This is a genomic window from Nostoc sp. NZL (assembly GCF_015714705.1).
GTDB classification, from domain to species: domain Bacteria; phylum Cyanobacteriota; class Cyanobacteriia; order Cyanobacteriales; family Nostocaceae; genus Nostoc; species Nostoc foliaceum_A.
Window position 1 is genome coordinate 56,639 of the sequence record NZ_WBKL01000165.1, and the last position, 19,869, is coordinate 76,507.

The window sequence follows — 19,869 nt, forward strand, 5'->3', positions numbered from 1 at the left end:
TTCCTCGTCCTAGCAACAACCCAGAAAGTCTATGTTACAAGAAGCCAGCACCCGTCTCATAGTACCGGAACCATCAGAAGACTTAATCGCCAACGAGCCTTGGTCGATAGAAAACTATGCTGATGGTTTAATGGATGAACTCTTTGCCGATATCGACTCCATTCTGGATGTTAGTGGTAATCTGCTTTCTCAAACCGTTAACCACAGTAGGCAGAAGAAATCGAACCAGTCTGTTGCTGGGGTTTCTCCCCAACCTCAACGCCAGCCGCCTCCAGAAAACGTGCTGCAAACAGTTACGATACCGCAGATTATCTTACCGAACACAGTGAATCAAGCAGTACAGTCAGTTACTCAAGATAACCACAAGCACTTGAGTACCGTTGTATTTGACACCGCCACCGTTAAACCAGTTAGTAGAAAGCATCAGAAAAGTAGTCGGACTTTGGGCAAACTGCTGATTGTGGGCACAACTTTAGGCGTGGCGATCGCTGGTATGATCTACCTGGTACAGTCTGGAGTCGTATATCTTTTAAATACCAACTTAACCCAGCCAGCTCTTCTAGTGCCGCAACCGCAGTCACAGTTGCCCGTAAAAACAGAAATTGAGGCAGAGTTAGTTGACTACATGCTGGGAGCACTGGCAGTTATAGATAAGCAAGGAGCAAAAAGCAATCAAAAATCTTTCACCCCTGGATTCTCCAGTCAGGCAAATACTAACCAAATAGCTCTTGGTAACCAGCAAACAACTGGTAATCTACCACCACTTCCACTTTTAGCAAACAATACACCACCAGTCCCCAACCGTTCTGGAAGCGTTGTTGAGCGGATCTACGTTCCCGTTTATCAAGCGCCGTCGCCAATGCGCTATGCGCTGCCGGCTATTCCTGGGACTCCTACACTTTTACCACAAGTTGCTAATGCGTTAAAGGGATCTCAACCGAATGTTGTGAAAAATGCCCTGAACACGGTGCGACAAGCTGCCAAGCCTGTAACTGTGAATATGTTAGCTGCGGCTGTAAGAGCCGAACTCAAACCTGTAGCTGCGAAAACTGCACCCATTACCGTGCGGCAAACACCCAAGCCTTTGCCTGCATTACCAGTAGTTCCATTACGTGCAGCACTCGCCCCAGAGTCAGAACCAACTATTACCCAAGAACAAGTATATCCGGCAACTGCGATCGCAGTTGCTCCGAGTAATACCTTAGAGGGATTGCTAGAGTTGGGTAACAAATCTGCCGCTTTGTTTAAAATTGATGGCGTGACTCGTCGCATAAATATGGGTGAAAGCATTGGCTCAAGTGGTTGGACATTAGTAGATGTTAGTAATGGTGAAGCTGTTATCCGCCGTAACGGCGAAGTGCGATCAATTTACGCAGGGCAGAAGTTATAAGAATAAGCTTTTTAAACCTCTCCCTAGTTGAGAAGAGGTTTAGATAGTGGTGAAATCCAATGCATCAACTCACCAAGAATTAGCTCCTCACTGGTGGGTTAATTTCAAAATGAATATGATTATCGTGACCATTTAGAGAAACACAAAGTCTTTCTTTAATTAGCTGTTGATCGTTGAAAAAGACTGCCCGTACCAGTTTTTGCTTCCGAATAGACTTGAGAATAGCTCGTGCAGCATCTTGATCATATTCAGAACTTGACCAAATAATGCCACCAAAATATCGATTTGTTTTGGGTAAGTAAACATCGCACATCATGCCAGTTTCATGTCCATGATGGTCGGGAGTATCTCCTCCATGAGGAAGGCTAACATCGTTAATTGCGAATGGAGCAGCTGTGGGGTGAGTATTACGATAACTGTTTTGATAATCTTGGGCAATTTTTTTAATAACATCAGCTAACCAGTGTGTTCCAAAATCGTGGTTATCTTGGGTGTCTTCCAGTTCACCGTTAACGAAACCATTATCAAGGTCGCTTTTTGGCATCAACTCCCACCGTGGTGCGTTAGCTGCTTGCAACCATCGATGAGTGATTCCACCAACATCAACTCGACCATCACCATTAACAGTACTGCGACCAGCAATAATTGACTGAAATAGTTTGATTGCGTCAAAGAGTCCTCTGTCTATGTCTGCACGGTTAGGATCACCTACCCATGTGTAGCCTAGATCATGCAATCGTGCCTTAATAGCTTTAACATCATCAGCTTTATTGACTCCGCCAATTCCCACACTACCACCGAGTTTAATTACCTTCGCCCCTGGTAAACTGGATGCTGTAGGTTGTTGAGTGTTCTCATCGTCCTTGTAATCGAAAGGAACAACAACTTTAATTTGGATCTCTAGAGTTTGATCATCAACAGCAATTATCATGCGGCGATCGCCTTCTTGTTTAAAGACTAAATCAAATTGCCATTTGCCATCCTGACTAATTACTACATTTGGGGCTGGAAATTTGTCATCAATCATCACCGACAAAATTTTGCCACTGTCCTCTAAACGAGCTATACCTTCAACCCTGAAACTTTGTCCTACTTCGACTTCTTTTGGCGCACGAATTAGCTGTAGTTTTTCTACCGGAGCAATTTTAACTCCACCGGCATTAGCCAGTAAATTCTGTGCCTCTGGAAGTAAATTCACAACTTTATTCACATAGTTAGGATCGGATGAATAGCCTTTACCCTTGAGAAAGCCAAGGAAATTTTCTGGCGTGTTGGTATGATCTTCTAAGCCTTTATAGGGAGTACGAGTTAAAAACTTCCAATAACCAATAATAAAAGCGTCTATATCTGTAAATTTACAGAACTCAACTTCTTCTGGCTCAGAAGGAACTTTGATTTTCAACGGTTCGGCAAACCCTTTCATATCAGGATCTCGCCATTTTAATCCGGCAAAATTGTTAGCATGGACAGCAAGATCGCTTTTCCCTCTAGTAGACTCTAGTAACCATTGAGCAAGGGTAACTTCTTTTAAAATTTGCCGATTTATCTCAGAAACTCTTGCCGTATCAACGCCAAGATATGTAAATATTACTGCTAAATCTTTATTAAAATAATTGTTGACTAAATTATCTAGTAATGACATATCTTTGTCCTATTAAAAACTTTTTGCAGATCCCCCAATTCTTTAAGAATTCGAGGATCTAGGTGTTAAAAAATAATTTAGATATAATTAGTTAATTTTTTTCTATAACTTTGGCATGTCCAGCAAAAACAAAATGTCTATCTCGGTTTCCTTTACTTTTATCAGGCCACTTAACCCAGTAATGGTTTTCTTCAAAACGGACATCTAAAATGGGGTAACTCCCTGGTTCAAGATCGAATAGAGATTCTTCTGGTAGCTCTGATGCTTGTTCTGTGGAAGGCTTTAAAACTGTTTTTGTTGTAACTTCCAAAATGTAATTTTTATCAGATTTAGCTTCATCATCTGACTCACCAATTAATCCATCTTTAATTGCTTCGGCCATTTTTTCAGCATCAAAGCGATCCATGTCTACTTTGGCATCACAAAAGCAGCACTCAATTAAAATAGCTGGCATTTGTGTATTTTTGATAACAAAGAAATCTGCATTTTTAACTTTTCTATCATTGAATCCAAGCTTAACAATCTCTTTTAAAACTGATTTAGCAATACCTTTTGATGTATTGCTAATGGCAAAAATTTCTGTGCCATTAGCTATAGTGTTGAACTTATTAAAGTGAATCGAAATAAAGACGTTAACGTTATTGGCGTTTGCTTTATTGACTCGTTGTCTCAGAGAATCGTTTACACTACTAGCACTTGTGGGAGTGCAATCAATAACCGTATGACCTGCGGCTTTTAGCTTTTGGATCAACTTTGTACCAACTGCTTTCGTTAAAATATCTTCTTGTTGGATACCTGTTGCCCCTGTATCGTGAGGAGGGCAATTGTGTCCCATATCAATACCAAATTTCATAGAGTTGATGTCCTTTTTATAACTTGAGAGGTATGGTTTAACTCACTATACTGTATTAATTATTAACCCGATGCGATCGCTCTGTCGGTGAGAAAAAGTGAGTTGTTACTGTAAAAAAATGTAACTTTTTACGTAAAAATATGATTAAAAAGAGAAATTTCATAAGTTCAACCTATAAATAAAGCAGACTAACCCATGACGGCACAAGAGGCGCTGAATCTAGTCGATACTCTTTTATGGTCTACCTTTGGGCAAAGACTTAATGATGTTCAATCTGTAGTCTTGCTGGAAAGTTGGCTGGGACGCACCTATGCGGAAATTGCGGTGCAGATAAGTTATGAACACGACTACATCAAACAAGTAGGTTCTCAGTTGTGGCGAGAGCTTTCTCAGGTAGTTGGTGAAGAGGTGTGTAAAAAAAATATCCAATCTGTTTTGCGTCGCTATCAGCAGTCTCAAAGTAGTGGATAATGAAAGAGCGATGTCTACGACGGGCTATACCTACGCAGTTGGCCGTTTCATACTAGTAATCTCATAAACGCCAACGATGTCTCATTATAATTCATATAATTACTTATTAAGTACCGCTTTGTGCTTTCTATAAATATTACTAATTAGTAATTATTTGATCATCACTATTCCTGATCGCTTAAGTAATATTATTTAATATTGCTAGAGGGTTTGAGATTTTTGTGCAAGAGTTAGTAAATAGGATTTTCTTTTTGACATACAGATAAAAGCAGACATTCCCAAACTAGCCTTGGTTGAGCGTAAGAAAGCAAGTATTTACGAGCTTGTTCTAGCTGGTTGATGATGCTAGGTTGATGCCACTGCTGCCAGTAGAATTGCTGAAGATAATCAACTAACCACAGTTGGGCTTCTGTATCTAAATCTTTATCGATTTTCTTGGCTAACTCCAAGGCTTTGCGGTAGGAAGCAGGGGCTTTTTTCAAATCTTCGAGTAACTCAGGGGGAATAGTTTGTAATTGCTCGTAAGATGCGATCGCACTTCCCGCACTGCCAGCTGCTATACTCAATACCGCCTGATTTGGCAAAATTTCCTGATGACCAGTTTGTGTGAGTACAACAGCCAAAGACTGTGCATCTAAACGATAAAAAGGAATGCGTTGACAGCGTGACACCAAAGTTGGCAAAACAGACTCAGGTGTAGGTGCAATTAAAATTAACGTCGCTTGTCCCGGTTCTTCTAAGGTTTTAAGTAAAGCATTCGCTGCTGCTTCTGCCATTGTTTGCGCTTCTTCCAGCACTACCACATTTCTCGGTGCTTCCAAGGGCGGACGACTGAGAAACTCGGTAATTTCCCGAATTTGCTCTAGCCGAATTACAGGTGGTGCTTTACGCTTAAGTCCTTTCTCGGCTGCTTCTGTTGCTGTTAATCGTTGTCCCTGGTATTGGTACGTTGGTTGCACCCACAACAAAGCTGGATGGTTACCTTGACGCAAACGGTTTTGTAAAGCCGTAGTGACTCCCATCTCACTCGAAAATAGCAATTCCACAAAACACCTAGCTGCTAAACTCCTTCCTACACCATCTGGCCCCACAAATAGATACGCTGGAGCAATCCGGTTTTGTCTAACAGCTTGAGTGAGTAATTCTATGGCTTGCTGTTGTCCTACAATTGGTGTAAATGGGTTAATAGTCACGTCGCTTCACTCCGAATTCAAAATTCAAAATTCAAAATTAATAATCCCCATAAATTTAGAGGCTTGTATCATGAGTCTGTTTCGGTCATTAATCAAGGATCAATAGTCAAAAATAAAACAGGAGTTTTATAAGTATACTTTTAGCTAATTAATACTTTAATCAGTTTTTGTGAAGAAAAGCAAACATTATTAAATCACTTTTTTAGTTTCGATAATATGAATAGACATAAGGATTAAAGAATAAGGGTTTAAATTCGGAAATTATCGCCTGCTAACTATCTGCAAGTTTTTACGGTGATTTGAAGCTAAATTTTGCGGTTACTTTAAATCAGTGAACTGTTAAACATCCTTTAGGGTATCTAAATGTTAGTGAGGATGTTGGCAAAAAATTGCCACAGCTAAATATTAAAATATTCGGTGATGGTGCAATTACTACTATCAACGATACAAATTCTTACACCTTCTCCCGGATGATTTTTTACCTATTTTCCTTTGATGAAAACTGTAAAGCTAGGTAAAGCTCCGCTGATTATTTTGGCATTTGTACTGGTAAAAAACGGTGATAAAAATTCATAGCACCGAAATCAAGAGAAATCAAGATTGCCAAGGAGGCTGATATGGAAATCTTCGATTATGTGATTCTGGGAGCCGGACTGGGTGGACTTTCGACCGCAGCCTGTTTAACTCGACAAGGCTATCGGGTAGCAGTTCTAGAACAACATTATTTACCTGGCGGATGTTGTCACACCTTTGATTACGGGGAATACAGTTTTTGTGCTGACGTACATTACATCTCTCAATGTGGTTCTGGACAGACTATAGCCCAATTTCTCGACTATATTGATCAAGATGTACCGTTTAATAGCCTTGATCCTGACTGCATTGATCGAGTTATCACACCAGAGGCGGATTTTAAAATTCCTTTGGGATGGGAAAATCTGCGATCGCGTTTACTCTCCACATTTCCAGAAGAAACTGCTGCTATTAACCGTTATTGCAATGAAATTCAGCAACTCCACCAAGAAATTCGCAACCTAGTACAGGAAGTACGCTTGTTTGATCAGAAGTTGTCTGACTGGTTGAAGTTACCAAAATATTTGAATCTATTTTGGAAGCGGAATTGGACACTACAAGATTTGTATAACCATGTCGGTTTATCGCCTAAACTACAAGCAGTGCTGGCGGGGCAAAGTGGCGACTATGCACTACCACCCCAAGAAATTGCGCTACTCACGCACACTTCCCTAGTTTGGGACTACTCAGAAGGTGCTTATTATCCCAAACATCACTTCAAACACCTTGTTAACACCATTGCAGACGTAATTACCGCAGGTGGAGGTGTGATCAAATACTCAACCCCGGTAAGCCATATTCAAGTTAGCAACCACACTGTCCATAGTGTCCTTGCCGATGGTATGACCTATTGTGCCAGCAAAGCTTATATCAGTGACCTCGACCCCAAATTAACAGTGGAGTTAATGCATGATTTTGCAGCCCTGAGTCAAAAGGAGCATCAACGCCTCACTAGTTACGAATACTCAACCAGTGCTTTCAATATTTACCTGGGTTTAGATAGCCGCTTCGATCCCCAACGCTATGGCATCGGGAACTGGAATATTTGGTATTATCCCACAGGCGACCTGAACAGAGAATATCAACAACAATTCCAAGGTGACTTTAGCCAACCGTGGATTTTTCTCTCTTGTCCGACGATGAAATCTAGCGAACCAGGGATGGGGCCTAAGGGACATCATGTCTTAGAGATTGCCACTGTGTGTTCCTATGAACCATTTGAACATCTGCACAAAACCAACCCAAAAGCATATAAAGCCAAAAAGCGGGAAATTTATCAGCAGATTATGGCAAATGTGCGAGATTTGATTCCAGATGTAGACAACTACGCCCGGATAAAAGTTTACGGTACACCTACCACCAGTGAATTTTATCTGGGACAACCGCAGGGTAATATTTACGGTGCGAAATTAATACCGAAACAGGTTGGTTTAAATCGTCTGGGATATACGACAGAGTTACTTAACCTCTTTTTGGTAGGGGCGAGTGCTGGTTATCCGAGTGTACCAGGTGTAATTGGGAATGGGATGGATGTTGTGGAACTGCTGACAGGGCAATCGGTATGGCAGAAAGTTAAAATACCCCAGCCTTTGGTGGAAGTTGGATAATGGTGGCTTTGATGGAATGATGTCTGGCGACAAGCTGCTACGCGTCTAAGCTTGCAGTTATGATGACTGCTAAGGAATTGCTTTTGTTTTATCGCACATAGTACAGTTTTGCGTAAAATTGTAGTGTTTTTAAACGCAGGGGGACACAAAATAAACGCAAAAGTAAAGGTATGCAGAGTCTTTTTGGAGGGAATTTGTTACAACAAATTTATGCAATGTTGTACTCAGGAAGTCTCAGATGTCGCACAAACAATTTATTTATTACTGGCAAAAATGGTTACCTCCTATCTTGGTACGTGCTGCTGTACGTGCAGTGGTAATAATTTGTCTAACAGTAGGAGTGTTGGGCATCTTGGGAAGCACTGCTTCTATGAGTAATGCTCAAGCTGTTTTTCCTAGTTCTTTTGCAGCTAATGCTCAACTGGTAAGTACCACTAAGCTTATCCAAGATGAACAGACACCATTAAAATCAACAGCACTAAATGCCACTGTATATCACAGTCCCGATTGTAATTGTTGTGGCGGATGGATTGAGCACTTAAAGACACAAGGTTTTCAAATCACAGACTTTTCCACGCCTGACATCGAAACAGTCAAACAAAAGTACAACGTGCCAGATAACTTGTCATCTTGCCACACAGCAATTGTTAATGGATATGTGATCGAAGGACACGTCCCAGCAGACGACATCAAACGTCTGCTTCAAGAAAAGCCAAATGTTGCTGGTTTATCTGTTCCCCAAATGCCCGTAGGCACTCCTGGGATGGAGATGGGGAATCGAAAAGACCCATTTTCTGTGCTTTCCTTTGATCACAAGGACTCAGTTGCAGTATTCAATAAATATCCGTCCTCTTGATGTAATCTCCCTGGATTCAGAGGATGTTTTAAAAGTGGTTTTTCAATGTATTTTGGCGATTATAAATTGCCAAAGCCTTTTAAAACATCCTCACATTAACTCAATCAGTCGTGGGAAATATTACTAGTTAGCACCAGCTTTGATGAACTGCGACAAATAACTTAACCATCTCCTAAACCAGAAGCGAGATGCTGCACTTGCAACGTTTTCAGAAAGAAGGTGAATCGCATGGTTACAATCTTGCAGACTTGCATCGAGTCCCATTGCGTGATAGATTTCGCGGGCATGGCAAAAGGCATCCATCGCTTCCGATTCTCGATTGATTTTTTCTAATACCAGACCCAAATTAAACCAGGCGTTTGCTTCTGCATTTTGGTCATCAAGATTCCTTCTGATCTCTAATGAATATTGATGAAACTCAACTGCCTTTTGGTACTGTCCCAGAGCATTATAAGCATTACCCAACCCACTTAAGGCCATGCCTTCGCCATTGCGATCGCTGATTAATCTTGCTAATTCTAACCATTGCTGGTAAAACTCAATTGCCAGTTGGTACTGCCCCAACGATTCATAAGTATTGCCCAAACTTCCCAGACAAATGCATTCCTCATTCCAATCACCTGTTTTCTTGCTGATACTTAACCACTGCTGATAACACTCAATCGCTTGCTCATACTTGCCTAGGTATTCATAAGTATTGCCCAAACTTCCCAAGCAAATGCCTTCTCCAGTGCGTTGGCTTTGCCCGCCGTAGGCATCGCCTATTTTCCTGGTGATGCTCAACCACTGGTGATAAAATTCAATCGCTCGCTGGTATTTTCCCAGTGATTGGTAAGCATTGCCCAACCCAGATAAAGATTTGGCTTCCTCGAAGCGATCGCCTATTTCTTTAGCTATATCCAACCACTGCTGATAAAACTCAATTGCCAGGTGGTACTCGCCTAGTGAGTGGTAAGCATTGCCCAAACTTCCTAAACAAGTGACTTCCCTATTGCGATCGCCTGTTTCTCTGGCTTTGTGCAAGCACTGTTTTTCAAACTCAATGGACTCGATGTTATTTAGGCTCCCGGATCTAATTACTTCTGTCATTCTCTATAGAAAAGGAAATTTGTGGTCGATAGGCTGTCGATTATACAATTTTCTGTAGCTTTAGCACACCAGAAATGCAACTTATAGGCACAACTTCTCTCAAAATTTAAAAATTGTTTTTCAACATCAAACTTTCTTTTATACACAGCAATTTCTGCGTAGAAAAGGCTCTTGTTTATATTGGTAACAAGCGCACGAATATACTATAATTAAAAATTTCGCTTTTTAAAAGGATTGAAGAAAAACCAAATCAATCAGCAGCAGCATAATCAGGCAATGCATTTAGTTGGAAATTAACAGCACTGAGATAATTTTGGTCGTTTAAAACTTGTGATGGTAATTTATCTGCATTAACAGCAGCCTTAACCAAATCTTTTGCAATAATATTTCTGTTTAGAGTTTCAACTACTAGCTCTCCTCCGCTGGGAATACCGTGCTGTTTCAGACCTCCCTGATAAGCAAAAGTAACTAGATTGAAAGGCTGGAGATAATTAACAGAAGTAGATTTACTGGATAAGTTGTTAGAGTTAATTACTATTTCACTACCGTTGGTAGTAGCTGTTTGAGCACCAGCGATTCCAGGTACAAGAGTAATAGCAGCAAAAATAAGTGCAGAATTTATTAAGGTAACAAGTTTCATAAATAATTCTTAGGTAAAATGCGAACGGTGTTCTTTATTAATAGAGTCCTCTTTATTATTAATCTCAGCTTCCTTCAGTCAGTTCATCTGATCGGTTGATATATGACTCACCCAAAAGGGTGAGCTAATTGAGCGACATCAAGAGCAATAAAGACTCCTTTAAGCCCAGTACAGAACAGATTGGTTTACATTTTCAAGTACTTAACTGAGGCGAGTTGAAAATTTATGCAACTTTTAATTCGCCTCTTGAGTTTGCCAAGCATTGCAGAAATTGCCGCGATCGCACCAATTATTCTGCCAGATTAGCTAAATTACGATTCTTCAAACAGGCGATCGCCTTTATGCAACCGATAAGCAATTTGATAGGTTTGTCCTTGCGATCGCATTGTCGGCGCATGTGCTGCTAGATAACGAGCAGCAGCAACTAGTACATGAATACCAGCAGCAGTTTCACCTAACAGCGAGTATTGTCTAAAAGCTGCTTCTATTTCCTGAATCACATGAAACTCTCGATTTTCCCGCAGCATCAACTTACCCAACATTGCCATCAACCGTTCAGCAGAGCCGCCACTATACAAATAATCAGCCACTAACTGACCTGTCTGATTGACTTGCTGTTGGCGATTTAATAAATCTGGTAGTTGGTTGAGTAATTCTTCAGGATTTTGAGCAGAGTCTTTTGGTTCTGGAAGTCTTGCTGGTGGTACATTCAAAAAACGATTCAAATATACACTCATGGCAGCATCAAACACACCTCGTAATAGTTCCAGCGAAGGCACTCGTCGTAATCCTTGATGTACTGCATTGGCAAAAGTGAACGGATGGTGCGCCGAATTCCAGTCCCCAAAATCGTTGTTAGTGTGGAAGCGAGCTACTCGCAGTGCTGCTGTGTACGTAACTACACTTGCCAATTGTTCTTCAGTACAACCAGCTTCCAGAGCAGTCAGAAGAGAGTTGGTAATTTTCTGGGGGTCTTCCCCTAACAAAATCGGCACTAATTCCTCTTGACCTGACCAAGTTCCATATCGGGGTCGTCCTGTTGCTAAAGCCATAGGTAACTGCTCAAAGGCAGACTCCAGAATTGCTACCAAATCCACCGGATAGCGCCAGGAATTGGATTCTTCCATGCGGGAAGCAGTTGCTAAACCAGAAACTAGACTCGCCAAAACGGACTCTGCCCCCTGCCAACCAACGGCATCCAGGGATTCCAGTGCCTTGTTAATGAAGTCGAGTGCATGACCACTATCGATGTAACGGTGGTCTGTAGCACATGTAAACAGCATATCTGCAATTTGCTCAGAATTAGCTCCCGCCCGAATTGCAGATATCAGACATCTCTCTGCTGCTTCACTATCCCGCACCTCAATAAACTGACAAAACCAGCTTTTGAGGGTATTCAGATCAACGGTAGAATTGGGCAATGGATGAACTACAAAGTGAGGCGGCGCTCCAGCGCTATCACTAGCTACTGCTGAAAGTCCTTGGAAAAGGGCGCGGGGTTTGTCTTCTGCATCCAGATAAGACAGCAAATTCATCATGCAAGTATGGATGGTTAAGCCTGTACTCCAGCCTGCTTTGTTGTAACGGGTGCCAAATTCCAGTCCCATCTGAAATGGTTCGGTAATATCTGCCCCCATGTCTAGTAGTGCGATCGCTGATTTGGCTATAACTAAGGAAATACTCTGTTCTAAACCATCCTGAAGACGTTGGTGGTGGGCATGAAGGTCAACTAGAGGAGCTAGATTTACCCAAACTTCCCCATCACGGATTTCTACATCAAAGGAGGGAACATCATCTGCCCAAGAGTCAAATGTTCCGCCACTGGCGAGGTCGAAGCGGGCATAGTGCCAAGGGCAAGTCACAATGCCATCTTTGCAAGTGCTACCGTGAAGCGGAAAGCCCATATGAGGACAACGGTTATCTATTGCATAGACTTTATTATCTGAGTAAAACAAAACTATAGTGTGTTTTTCGCTGCGAACCAACAAACTACCTGCTGCTTGAACATCTGCAAATTTAGCAACACGGATGTATTTGTCTGTATGGGTTGGGGCTGCAAGTTTTTGAGTCATTTCAGTTTTCAACCAAAGGGATGTAAAAACTCCTACTTTTACTCTGACGAACTTTCAACGGTTTGAGCAGCGATGCAAGTCTAATTTTTGTTAACGATAAGTATTTATCAAGAAAGGTCGACCAGCGCCTTATCGTTTATTGGTGAGATGTTACAAAACACAACAGCGCTGCATTAAGACAATTGGCAAAATCCACACCTGAAAGTATCCGGTTTTGCTCACTAGCTCTGAAGCTAGCTTGTTAAGTTAGAGAAGTGCTCAATTGCAAGCTTAATCTTTACTCATAACAATAAACATCAACAACAGTTGTAAAAACTGTTGTCTTTAGGGTTTGCAGAAAAGTTTAATGCAAAGAAAAAAGTGGCTTTTCAGAACAGGACTTGCTCTCGTAATTTTTATCATGGTTGTAGCGGCAAAATTTATGGATAAAACTCATCCCATCACAGAACTCTACGTATTTGGGGACAGTCTTTCGGATACAGGGATGGTATTCCGGGCGACAGGAGGAATGTACCCACCTAATCCAACTTACTTTCAGGGGCGTTACTCCAATGGTCGGGTTTGGATTGAGTATCTTGCTGAATCCCTCCATCTCTCCTCTAAGCAAACTCACAATTTTGCTTATGGAGGCTCGACTACTGGCAGTGTTGGCAACAGCTATGTACCTAGCTTGCTAAATCAAGTGCAGTCGTTTATACAGACACATCAACATACGAATTCAGATGCTTTGTATGTGCTGTGGGCAGGGGCAAATGATTATTTGCAAGGGGTAAGCAGTGCAAATATTCCTGTTAAAAATGTGACGACGGCAATCAACTCTCTAACTGATGTGGGTGCTAAAAAGATTCTGGTTGGAAATTTACCAGATTTAGGACAGTTACCTGCCACTAGAAACAGTGCAAATTCTGTGAACCTCAGTGCATTAACACAAGCACATAATCAAGGCTTGAGGCGATCGCTTAAAGTACTAAATCAACAGCATTACGATCTGGAGATGGTGGTATTAGATGCTAATGCGCTGTATCGAGATGCGATGTCTGCGACGGGCTACGCCTACGCCAATCCCGCAGCCTTTAACTTTACCAATGTGATCAGTCCATGTCTGTCAGGTTCTCGCACCTGCGGTAATCCAGACCAGTTTTTGTTCTGGGATGGTATTCATCCGACAGCTGCGGCTCATCGCATCATCGGGGAAACTGCTTTTTCAAGCATTCAAGAGGCAGGGATGATTAATCCTCGTTCAATGTTGGTTCCCTAAATTGCTTGATCAGTTTTTGCAGGGATAAAATTCTTTCTTTGACACTCCCCAGGCATAAATGGCGGGGATTCTAGCATCACTGACGTTCTTTGCTTTTAAGGAATTGCGCCGTATAGAAGTAGAGAGAACATCTCCGCTAGCGTTTCCACGACTTAAAATTACTTTGGCTGCATGGGCGCATAGCTAGCTGTGCGTCCTTACAGTATGTTTAATTAACTAAAAATAACTGTAAAATACGGCAAGCCTGACTAATTACCGTTGATTAATCCAACACAAGGCTCAAATAGTATATTACTTACTTGTATTATTGGAAACTAAAATAACTGCTTATGTCTGAACAATATCGTTTTGAAACCCTACAAGTTCATGCTGGACAAGAGCCGGCTCCTGGAACTAATGCTCGTGCTGTACCAATTTACCAAACAACTTCCTACGTTTTTGACGATGCCGACCACGGAGCGCGGTTATTTGCTCTCCAAGAATTTGGCAATATTTACACCCGGATCATGAACCCGACGACGGATGTATTTGAAAAGCGAATTGCTGCTCTAGAAGGGGGTGTAGCAGCATTAGCAACCGCTAGTGGTCAGGCGGCGCAATTTTTGGCAATCACTACCATTGCTCAGGCTGGGGATAATATTGTTTCCACTAGTTTTCTATATGGGGGAACATATAACCAGTTTAAAGTCTCATTGCCACGTTTAGGTATTAAGGTCAAGTTTGTTGGGGGAGATGATCCGGAAAGTTTCCGTCAGGCGATCGACGATCGCACCAAAGCATTATACGTTGAAACCATTGGCAATCCGCAATTCAACATCCCCGACTTTGCCGCTTTAGCCCACATTGCCCATGAAAACGGCATACCTTTAATTGTGGATAATACCTTCGGTGCTGGTGGGTATCTAGCTCGACCCATTGAACATGGTGCAGACATTGTAGTGGAATCTGCAACTAAATGGATTGGTGGACATGGCACTTCTATTGGTGGTGTAATAGTAGATTCGGGTAAATTTGACTGGGGTAACGGCAAATTTCCCCTATTTACTGAGCCAGCACCCGGCTATCATGGACTGAATTTTCAAGAAGTATTTGGCCCTAGTGGTTCTTTTGGCAACATTGCCTTTATTATCCGCGCCAGAGTCGAGGGGTTACGAGATTTTGGCCCGTCCTTGAGTCCATTTAACGCCTTTCTATTACTGCAAGGATTAGAGACTCTTTCTCTACGTGTAGATCGACATGTGAGCAATGCCCTAGAATTGGCTCGGTGGTTAGAGCAGCAAGAGCAAGTATTATGGGTTAATTATCCGGGACTTCCTAATCATCCATATCATGAACGAGCTAAAAAATATCTCCGGCATGGCTTTGGGGGAGTTTTAAACTTTGGCATCAAAGGAGGATTGGAGGCAGGTAAAGCTTTTATTAATCATGTGAAATTGGCAAGTCATTTAGCAAATGTGGGTGATGCTAAAACCCTCGTTATTCATCCCGCTTCCACAACCCATCAACAGCTGAGTGATGACGAACAGCTTTCAGCAGGTGTGACACCCGATTTGGTGCGGGTATCAGTGGGAATTGAACATATCGACGATATCAAAGAGGATTTCCAGCAGGCATTCGGGCAAGTTAGGATTTAGTTCTCAATAAATCGGGCATTGGGCATGGTTATTTTCTTTGTCCCCTTGTCCCCTTTTCCCCACTCCCTACTCCTAGATATGATCTACTCAGACTTCATCTCACCGCAAACCCAGTTTTACCAACTGACGATACCATTTCAACTGGAAGGGGGCGAAACATTAACTGGGGTTCAGGTTGCTTATCGCACCTGGGGACAGTTAAATACCCAAGGCGATAATGGGGTACTGATTTGTCATGCCTTAACTGGTTCGGCTGACGCTGATGATTGGTGGGAGCCTTTGTTTGGTTCAGGGAAAGCCTTCAACCCAGAACGCGATTTTATTGTGTGCAGCAACATCTTGGGAAGTTGTTACGGCACAACCGGGCCAATTAGTATCAATCCCATAACAGAAAAGCCTTATAGCGTATCCTTCCCTAAGATTACAATCCGAGATATGGTTCGCCTGCAAGCTGCACTACTAGAATATCTGGGTGTTCAATCTCTGCGGTTAGTAATAGGCGGATCACTCGGTGGGATGCAAGCACTGGAGTGGGCATTACTATATCCAGAGAAGGTGGAAGCGATCGCACCTATTGCTGTTTCTGGCAGGCATTCAGCTTGGTGTATTGGATTAAGTGAAGCCCAAAGACAGGCAATTTATGCCGATCCCAACTGGCAAGATGGGAACTACACCCTGGATGCGCCCCCAAACCAAGGACTCGCAGTGGCGCGGATGATGGCGATGTCTACTTACCGTTCTTGGGATAGTTTTACAACCCGCTTCGGACGGGAGTATGATGCATCTGAGCAGTTTGTCATAGCTAATTACTTACAGCATCAAGGTCAAAAGCTGACAGAACGATTTGATGCCAACACTTACATTACCCTCACCCATGTAATGGATCGCCATGATGTTGGACGCGATCGCACAGTCCCTAATTTATCAGATTATGAATCTGTTCTGCGAAGCATCCAGCAACCGACTTTAGTTGTCGCCATTGATTCTGATATCCTCTATCCTCCAGTAGAACAACAAGAATTGGCCAATTTAATCCCCAATGCTCAACTGGCTTGGCTGAAATCAACCCACGGACATGATGCATTTTTAATTGACATGGCTGCATTGAATGAAATACTAATCTCTTTTCAGCAAAATTTAGATTTATCAGTCTCTTAACTCGACGGATTGAGGAAAAAGCTTGGCCTTCCTAGTTGTGAGCATGAAGCTTCGAGATAAAAGCTTGGACTTCCGAGTTGTGAGCATGAAACTTCAAGATAAAAGCTTGGACTTCTGAGTTGTGAGCATAAAACTTCAAGATAAAAGCTTGGACTTCCGAGTTCTGAGCATGAACTTCCGAGATAAAAGGTCGACCTTCCGAGTTCTGAGCATGAATTTCCGAGATAAAAGGTCGGCCTTCCGAGTTCTGATACCAATTCACAAAAATCCTGATACATATAGATTTCTCGTAGGGGCATGGCATTGCCATGCCCTTACCAGCATATTTGTATCATTATTAAAGTGAAATAATATGAGGTGGAATGATGAAGTTGAAAAGGCGATGTCTAACGATAACCAGCCCCGCATCTACATTTTTGGGGTGAGTGGTGCTATCGCTCCTAAAAAAGCCCGCTAAGTACACACCCTTTAGCAGCACCATAGATTATCATGATTATACTTAAGTAATCTAACTTGTATCTCAGCCTCTAAATGAACAGAGAACAACAGCGTCGATTAGAGGAAAAACGAGACGAACTTCAACAAAACTGGGATATCCGAAATGAGAAAGTAAAACGGATACGGCGTGACTTAGCTATTGAGACTGATACGACAGTAAAGTTTAAATTAGAGCAGCAGCTTTTGGAAGAAGAGGCTCAACTGGCGCGTCTTGAGGATGAACTCGATAAAATTGAAGCTGAAGTGCGATCGCCTCTACAGACAAAAACAACAACTGAAAAACGGTTAGTGGGAAATCAAGCAATCCCAGAAGTACCTGTGTGGAAGGGACGAGATAAACTCCTTGAAGAGTTGCAGGCAAAATTACTGCAACCAGAAAATCCGCTTAAGGTATTGGCACTTATTGGACAAGGGGGTATTGGCAAAACCAGTTTAGCTGTAAAACTTTTAGAAGCACTGGGCGTTAATTGTGGAAGATCCGCCCTAACTCCTGTTGAAAAAGGGGCAAATGTAGAAGAGTGTCCTTATGAGTGCGTAATGTATTTCAAAGCGCAGCAGGGGACAAGTTTTGATGATGTGGCAGAATTTTTATTAATTGATGGCTTGGGTATTCAAACAGCAGAGAAGTTAAAAAGTGCTGATGAAAAGATAGCCAAAATTATTGAGGGGTTGGCGCAAACGCGCACTCTTGTAGTGCTGGATAACCTAGAAAGTATTTTACAGCCTGCCAACCATCCGCAAGCAGGACGGGCAATTTCAGAGGATTGGGGTAAACTGCTAAATGCCTTAGTTTATCAGCAGCATCAATCACAAACCCTATTAACCAGTCGAGAAGTGCCAGCAGATTTGGCAGATATTCGCTATGAAGGTGCGGAACCAGATTCAGAATTGGTGTATATCGAGAGAATTTTTGGAGTGGTGACAGTCGCGGGAGTTGAGATTTTGCGACAGCGCCAACTGAAAGACAGTGTAGCAGATTTGCAGTGGGTATCTGAGCGCGTTGAGGGACACGTATTTTTGTTAACCCAACTGGCGGCTATTGGTAAGGGTAAGCCTGGGTATCTGCGGAAGCATCCAGAATTGGTAACGAAAAAGGCTGAACCCATTCTCAGAGAACAACTGACAAGGCAAAGTGAAGCAGCGCGAGATTTACTCAGCCGGATGTGTTTGTTGCGGGTGGGGATAGATATCCGAGGTTTAACTTTCTTGCGGTTATATACAGATGATTGGGAGCAAGATGATCGCTTTGAAATGGCAGCAGTCTTAGAAGAACCTGCTGAATTTACAGAGGAAGAAATTAGTGAAACGCAAGTAATTTTAGAGCGATTAGTCGATAGCAGTTTGGTGCAGAGTCGCTATGATGAACAGCAATGTGAGATATTTTATGACTTACATCGGGTGATTGTGGAGTTTCTTCAAGGGGAATATCAAGACGAACTGCCCAATCTGCTCAAGAGTATCTATAAGTTTTACTGCTCAGGCAAGAGTGTTGAAAATCCTAAAACTTTAGAAGATTTGCGCCTAGTACTAGAAGCACAATATTTTGCTTTTGAGTTGGGCAACTACAGTGAAGCATATAATTTAATAACAAGAATTTTGGGAAAATATCTGAGACGTTGGGGACACTGGAATTTATTAAAAGGCTTATGTGAACAAGTTTTGCCGCACATTGATGAGGAGGAATCCTGCATCTGCTTGCAATGGATTGGAGTCATTCATCGTGATTTAGGCAATTGGGATGAAGCAGAAAGATATTTTCAGAATGCTTTAGCCATTGCACAAAAGCAAGAAAGTAAAAATAGTATTGCATATAGCAATAGATTGTTAGGAGATATAAAGCGCAAACGCGGTAACTGGGATACAGCCGAAACCTTTTATCGACAATATTTAAAATTGATGACAGAATTAGGCGATCGCTCTGGTATAGCTTCTAGTTGGGGAATGTTGGGAGACATAGAGCGTAAACGCGGTAACTGGGATGCAGCTGAAACCTTTTATCTACAATGTTTAAAAGTTGAGACAGGATTAGGCGATCGCTCTAGCATGGCTTCTATTTCGGGACAGTGGGGAGATATTGAAAGATTTCCAAATAAAAAAATATCCAACTATTTATTGTGGGATGGTCATCTTGCACGCCTTTGGTTATGGGCGAGCGAGACGCCCACCCCACAAAATTGGATAATTTATTTCTTGGGAATCCCAAAGCGCAATCCTGACAACAGGAATGCAGCCAAAACCTTGTATCATAACTCTTTGGCATTGCGGACAGAATTAGGTGATCGCTCTGGGATGGCGAATATTTGGGGACAGTGGGGAGATATAGAGAGCAATCGTGGTAACTGGGATGCAGCCGAAACCCTATATCGCCAATCTTTGAAATTGATGACAGAATTAGGCGATCACTTTGGCATGGCGAATATTTGGGGATTGTTGGGATATATAGAGCGCAATCGCGGTAACTGGAATGCAGCCGAAACCCTATATCGCCAATCTTTGAAATTGATGACAGAATTGGGTGATCGCTCTGGCATGGTGAATATTTGGGAACAGTTGGGATACATAGAGTACCGTCGTGGTAATTGGGATGCAGCCGAAATCCTATATCGGCAATCTTTGGAATTGCGGACAGAATTAGGCGATCGCTCTGGCATGGCTTATTCTTATAGTTGTTTAGGAAAAAATGAATGCGATCGCGGTAGTCTCGAAGCAGCAGAACAGTTTTCTAAACAAGCTTTAGTAATGGCGCAAGAATTGGGGATGACTCACTTACTGGGAGAGATTAACTACGATTTAGCACAGCTAGAGCGTAAGCGCAGCAATACAGAACTTGCCCAACAGCATTACAACACAGCGTATCAAATCTTTCAGCAATTGGGTGCAGCGAAGGATTTGGAGAAAATCAAGCGAGAGTGGGAGCAAGATAAATCCCAATGAT

The 19,869-nt window shown here is 42.2% G+C and carries 15 protein-coding genes; 8 read left to right on the top strand and 7 right to left on the bottom strand.

The window, feature by feature from the left end:
* Window positions 1-31 precede the first annotated feature (31 nt).
* A complete protein-coding gene (locus F8R90_RS23700) occupies window positions 32-1,390 on the top strand; it encodes a hypothetical protein (RefSeq protein ID WP_196512719.1) in 1,359 nt (452 codons plus the stop codon).
* Window positions 1,391-1,469: 79 nt separating this feature from the next.
* Here F8R90_RS23700 and F8R90_RS23705 read toward each other — a convergent pair whose 3' ends face one another.
* Both F8R90_RS23705 and F8R90_RS23710 read right to left on the bottom strand, forming a co-directional pair.
* Window positions 1,470-3,032: a glucosaminidase domain-containing protein gene (locus tag F8R90_RS23705; RefSeq protein ID WP_196512720.1), complete on the bottom strand. Its 1,563-nt coding sequence runs from the start codon at window positions 3,030-3,032 to the stop codon at window positions 1,470-1,472.
* Window positions 3,033-3,123: 91 nt separating this feature from the next.
* Complete coding sequence (locus F8R90_RS23710; RefSeq protein ID WP_196512721.1) at window positions 3,124-3,885, bottom strand: N-acetylmuramoyl-L-alanine amidase; 762 nt, start codon at window positions 3,883-3,885, stop codon at window positions 3,124-3,126.
* Window positions 3,886-4,080: 195 nt separating this feature from the next.
* Here F8R90_RS23710 and F8R90_RS23715 point away from each other — a divergent pair, with 195 nt between their 5' ends.
* The gene (locus F8R90_RS23715; protein ID WP_196512722.1) at window positions 4,081-4,356 is read left to right on the top strand and encodes a hypothetical protein; all 276 of its coding nucleotides are present in this window, start codon (window positions 4,081-4,083) and stop codon (window positions 4,354-4,356) included.
* 230 nt (window positions 4,357-4,586) lie between these two features.
* Here the strand turns inward: F8R90_RS23715 and F8R90_RS23720 are convergent, their stop codons facing one another.
* On the bottom strand, window positions 4,587-5,549 hold the full coding sequence (locus F8R90_RS23720; RefSeq protein ID WP_196512723.1) for a DNA polymerase III subunit delta': 963 nt from the start codon (window positions 5,547-5,549) through the stop codon (window positions 4,587-4,589).
* A gap of 617 nt (window positions 5,550-6,166) precedes the next feature.
* Between F8R90_RS23720 and F8R90_RS23725 the strand changes: the two genes are divergently transcribed.
* Window positions 6,167-7,729: a phytoene desaturase family protein gene (locus F8R90_RS23725; RefSeq protein WP_196512724.1), complete on the top strand. Its 1,563-nt coding sequence runs from the start codon at window positions 6,167-6,169 to the stop codon at window positions 7,727-7,729.
* A gap of 238 nt (window positions 7,730-7,967) precedes the next feature.
* The gene (locus F8R90_RS23730; RefSeq protein WP_196512725.1) at window positions 7,968-8,585 is read left to right on the top strand and encodes a DUF411 domain-containing protein; all 618 of its coding nucleotides are present in this window, start codon (window positions 7,968-7,970) and stop codon (window positions 8,583-8,585) included.
* Between the two features lie 123 nt (window positions 8,586-8,708).
* On the opposite strand, the gene F8R90_RS23735 is transcribed toward F8R90_RS23730, so the two are convergent.
* From F8R90_RS23735 to F8R90_RS23745, 3 genes are all read right to left on the bottom strand, one after another.
* Window positions 8,709-9,674: a tetratricopeptide repeat protein gene (locus tag F8R90_RS23735; protein WP_196512726.1), complete on the bottom strand. Its 966-nt coding sequence runs from the start codon at window positions 9,672-9,674 to the stop codon at window positions 8,709-8,711.
* A gap of 250 nt (window positions 9,675-9,924) precedes the next feature.
* Window positions 9,925-10,314, bottom strand: coding sequence for a hypothetical protein (locus tag F8R90_RS23740; RefSeq protein ID WP_196512727.1), 390 nt, complete (start codon window positions 10,312-10,314; stop codon window positions 9,925-9,927).
* A gap of 311 nt (window positions 10,315-10,625) precedes the next feature.
* Window positions 10,626-12,386 carry a Rieske (2Fe-2S) protein gene (locus tag F8R90_RS23745; RefSeq protein ID WP_196512728.1) on the bottom strand — a complete coding sequence of 587 codons (1,761 nt, stop codon included), beginning with the start codon at window positions 12,384-12,386 and terminating at the stop codon, window positions 10,626-10,628.
* A gap of 346 nt (window positions 12,387-12,732) precedes the next feature.
* Between F8R90_RS23745 and F8R90_RS23750 the strand changes: the two genes are divergently transcribed.
* The 3 genes from F8R90_RS23750 (at window position 12,733) to metX (ending at window position 16,436) form a co-directional block, all read left to right on the top strand.
* A complete protein-coding gene (locus F8R90_RS23750) occupies window positions 12,733-13,644 on the top strand; it encodes an SGNH/GDSL hydrolase family protein (protein WP_196512729.1) in 912 nt (303 codons plus the stop codon).
* A gap of 329 nt (window positions 13,645-13,973) precedes the next feature.
* The gene (locus F8R90_RS23755) at window positions 13,974-15,278 is read left to right on the top strand and encodes an O-acetylhomoserine aminocarboxypropyltransferase/cysteine synthase family protein (RefSeq protein WP_196512730.1); all 1,305 of its coding nucleotides are present in this window, start codon (window positions 13,974-13,976) and stop codon (window positions 15,276-15,278) included.
* A gap of 78 nt (window positions 15,279-15,356) precedes the next feature.
* Window positions 15,357-16,436 carry a homoserine O-acetyltransferase MetX gene (gene metX, locus F8R90_RS23760; RefSeq protein WP_196512731.1) on the top strand — a complete coding sequence of 360 codons (1,080 nt, stop codon included), beginning with the start codon at window positions 15,357-15,359 and terminating at the stop codon, window positions 16,434-16,436.
* Between the two features lie 31 nt (window positions 16,437-16,467).
* Here metX and F8R90_RS23765 read toward each other — a convergent pair whose 3' ends face one another.
* Window positions 16,468-16,698 carry a hypothetical protein gene (locus F8R90_RS23765; RefSeq protein ID WP_196512732.1) on the bottom strand — a complete coding sequence of 77 codons (231 nt, stop codon included), beginning with the start codon at window positions 16,696-16,698 and terminating at the stop codon, window positions 16,468-16,470.
* A gap of 269 nt (window positions 16,699-16,967) precedes the next feature.
* On the opposite strand from F8R90_RS23765, the gene F8R90_RS23770 reads away from it, so the two are divergent.
* Window positions 16,968-19,868, top strand: a complete 2,901-nt coding sequence (locus tag F8R90_RS23770; RefSeq protein WP_196512733.1) for a tetratricopeptide repeat protein — start codon at window positions 16,968-16,970, stop codon at window positions 19,866-19,868.
* Window position 19,869 lies beyond the last annotated feature (1 nt).

Bases quoted from the DNA above. Each gene is read 5' to 3' on its own strand.
- F8R90_RS23735 (WP_196512726.1), bottom strand. From the start codon at position 9,674: ATGACAGAAGTAATTAGATCCGGGAGCCTAAATAACATCGAGTCCATT.
- F8R90_RS23715 (WP_196512722.1), top strand. From the start codon at position 4,081: ATGACGGCACAAGAGGCGCTGAATCTAGTCGATACTCTTTTATGGTCT.
- F8R90_RS23750 (WP_196512729.1), top strand. From the start codon at position 12,733: ATGCAAAGAAAAAAGTGGCTTTTCAGAACAGGACTTGCTCTCGTAATT.
- F8R90_RS23755 (WP_196512730.1), top strand. From the start codon at position 13,974: ATGTCTGAACAATATCGTTTTGAAACCCTACAAGTTCATGCTGGACAA.
- F8R90_RS23725 (WP_196512724.1), top strand. From the start codon at position 6,167: ATGGAAATCTTCGATTATGTGATTCTGGGAGCCGGACTGGGTGGACTT.
- F8R90_RS23710 (WP_196512721.1), bottom strand. From the start codon at position 3,885: ATGAAATTTGGTATTGATATGGGACACAATTGCCCTCCTCACGATACA.
- F8R90_RS23770 (WP_196512733.1), top strand. From the start codon at position 16,968: ATGAACAGAGAACAACAGCGTCGATTAGAGGAAAAACGAGACGAACTT.
- F8R90_RS23740 (WP_196512727.1), bottom strand. From the start codon at position 10,314: ATGAAACTTGTTACCTTAATAAATTCTGCACTTATTTTTGCTGCTATT.
- F8R90_RS23700 (WP_196512719.1), top strand. From the start codon at position 32: ATGTTACAAGAAGCCAGCACCCGTCTCATAGTACCGGAACCATCAGAA.
- F8R90_RS23745 (WP_196512728.1), bottom strand. From the start codon at position 12,386: ATGACTCAAAAACTTGCAGCCCCAACCCATACAGACAAATACATCCGT.
- F8R90_RS23705 (WP_196512720.1), bottom strand. From the start codon at position 3,032: ATGTCATTACTAGATAATTTAGTCAACAATTATTTTAATAAAGATTTA.
- metX (WP_196512731.1), top strand. From the start codon at position 15,357: ATGATCTACTCAGACTTCATCTCACCGCAAACCCAGTTTTACCAACTG.
- F8R90_RS23730 (WP_196512725.1), top strand. From the start codon at position 7,968: ATGTCGCACAAACAATTTATTTATTACTGGCAAAAATGGTTACCTCCT.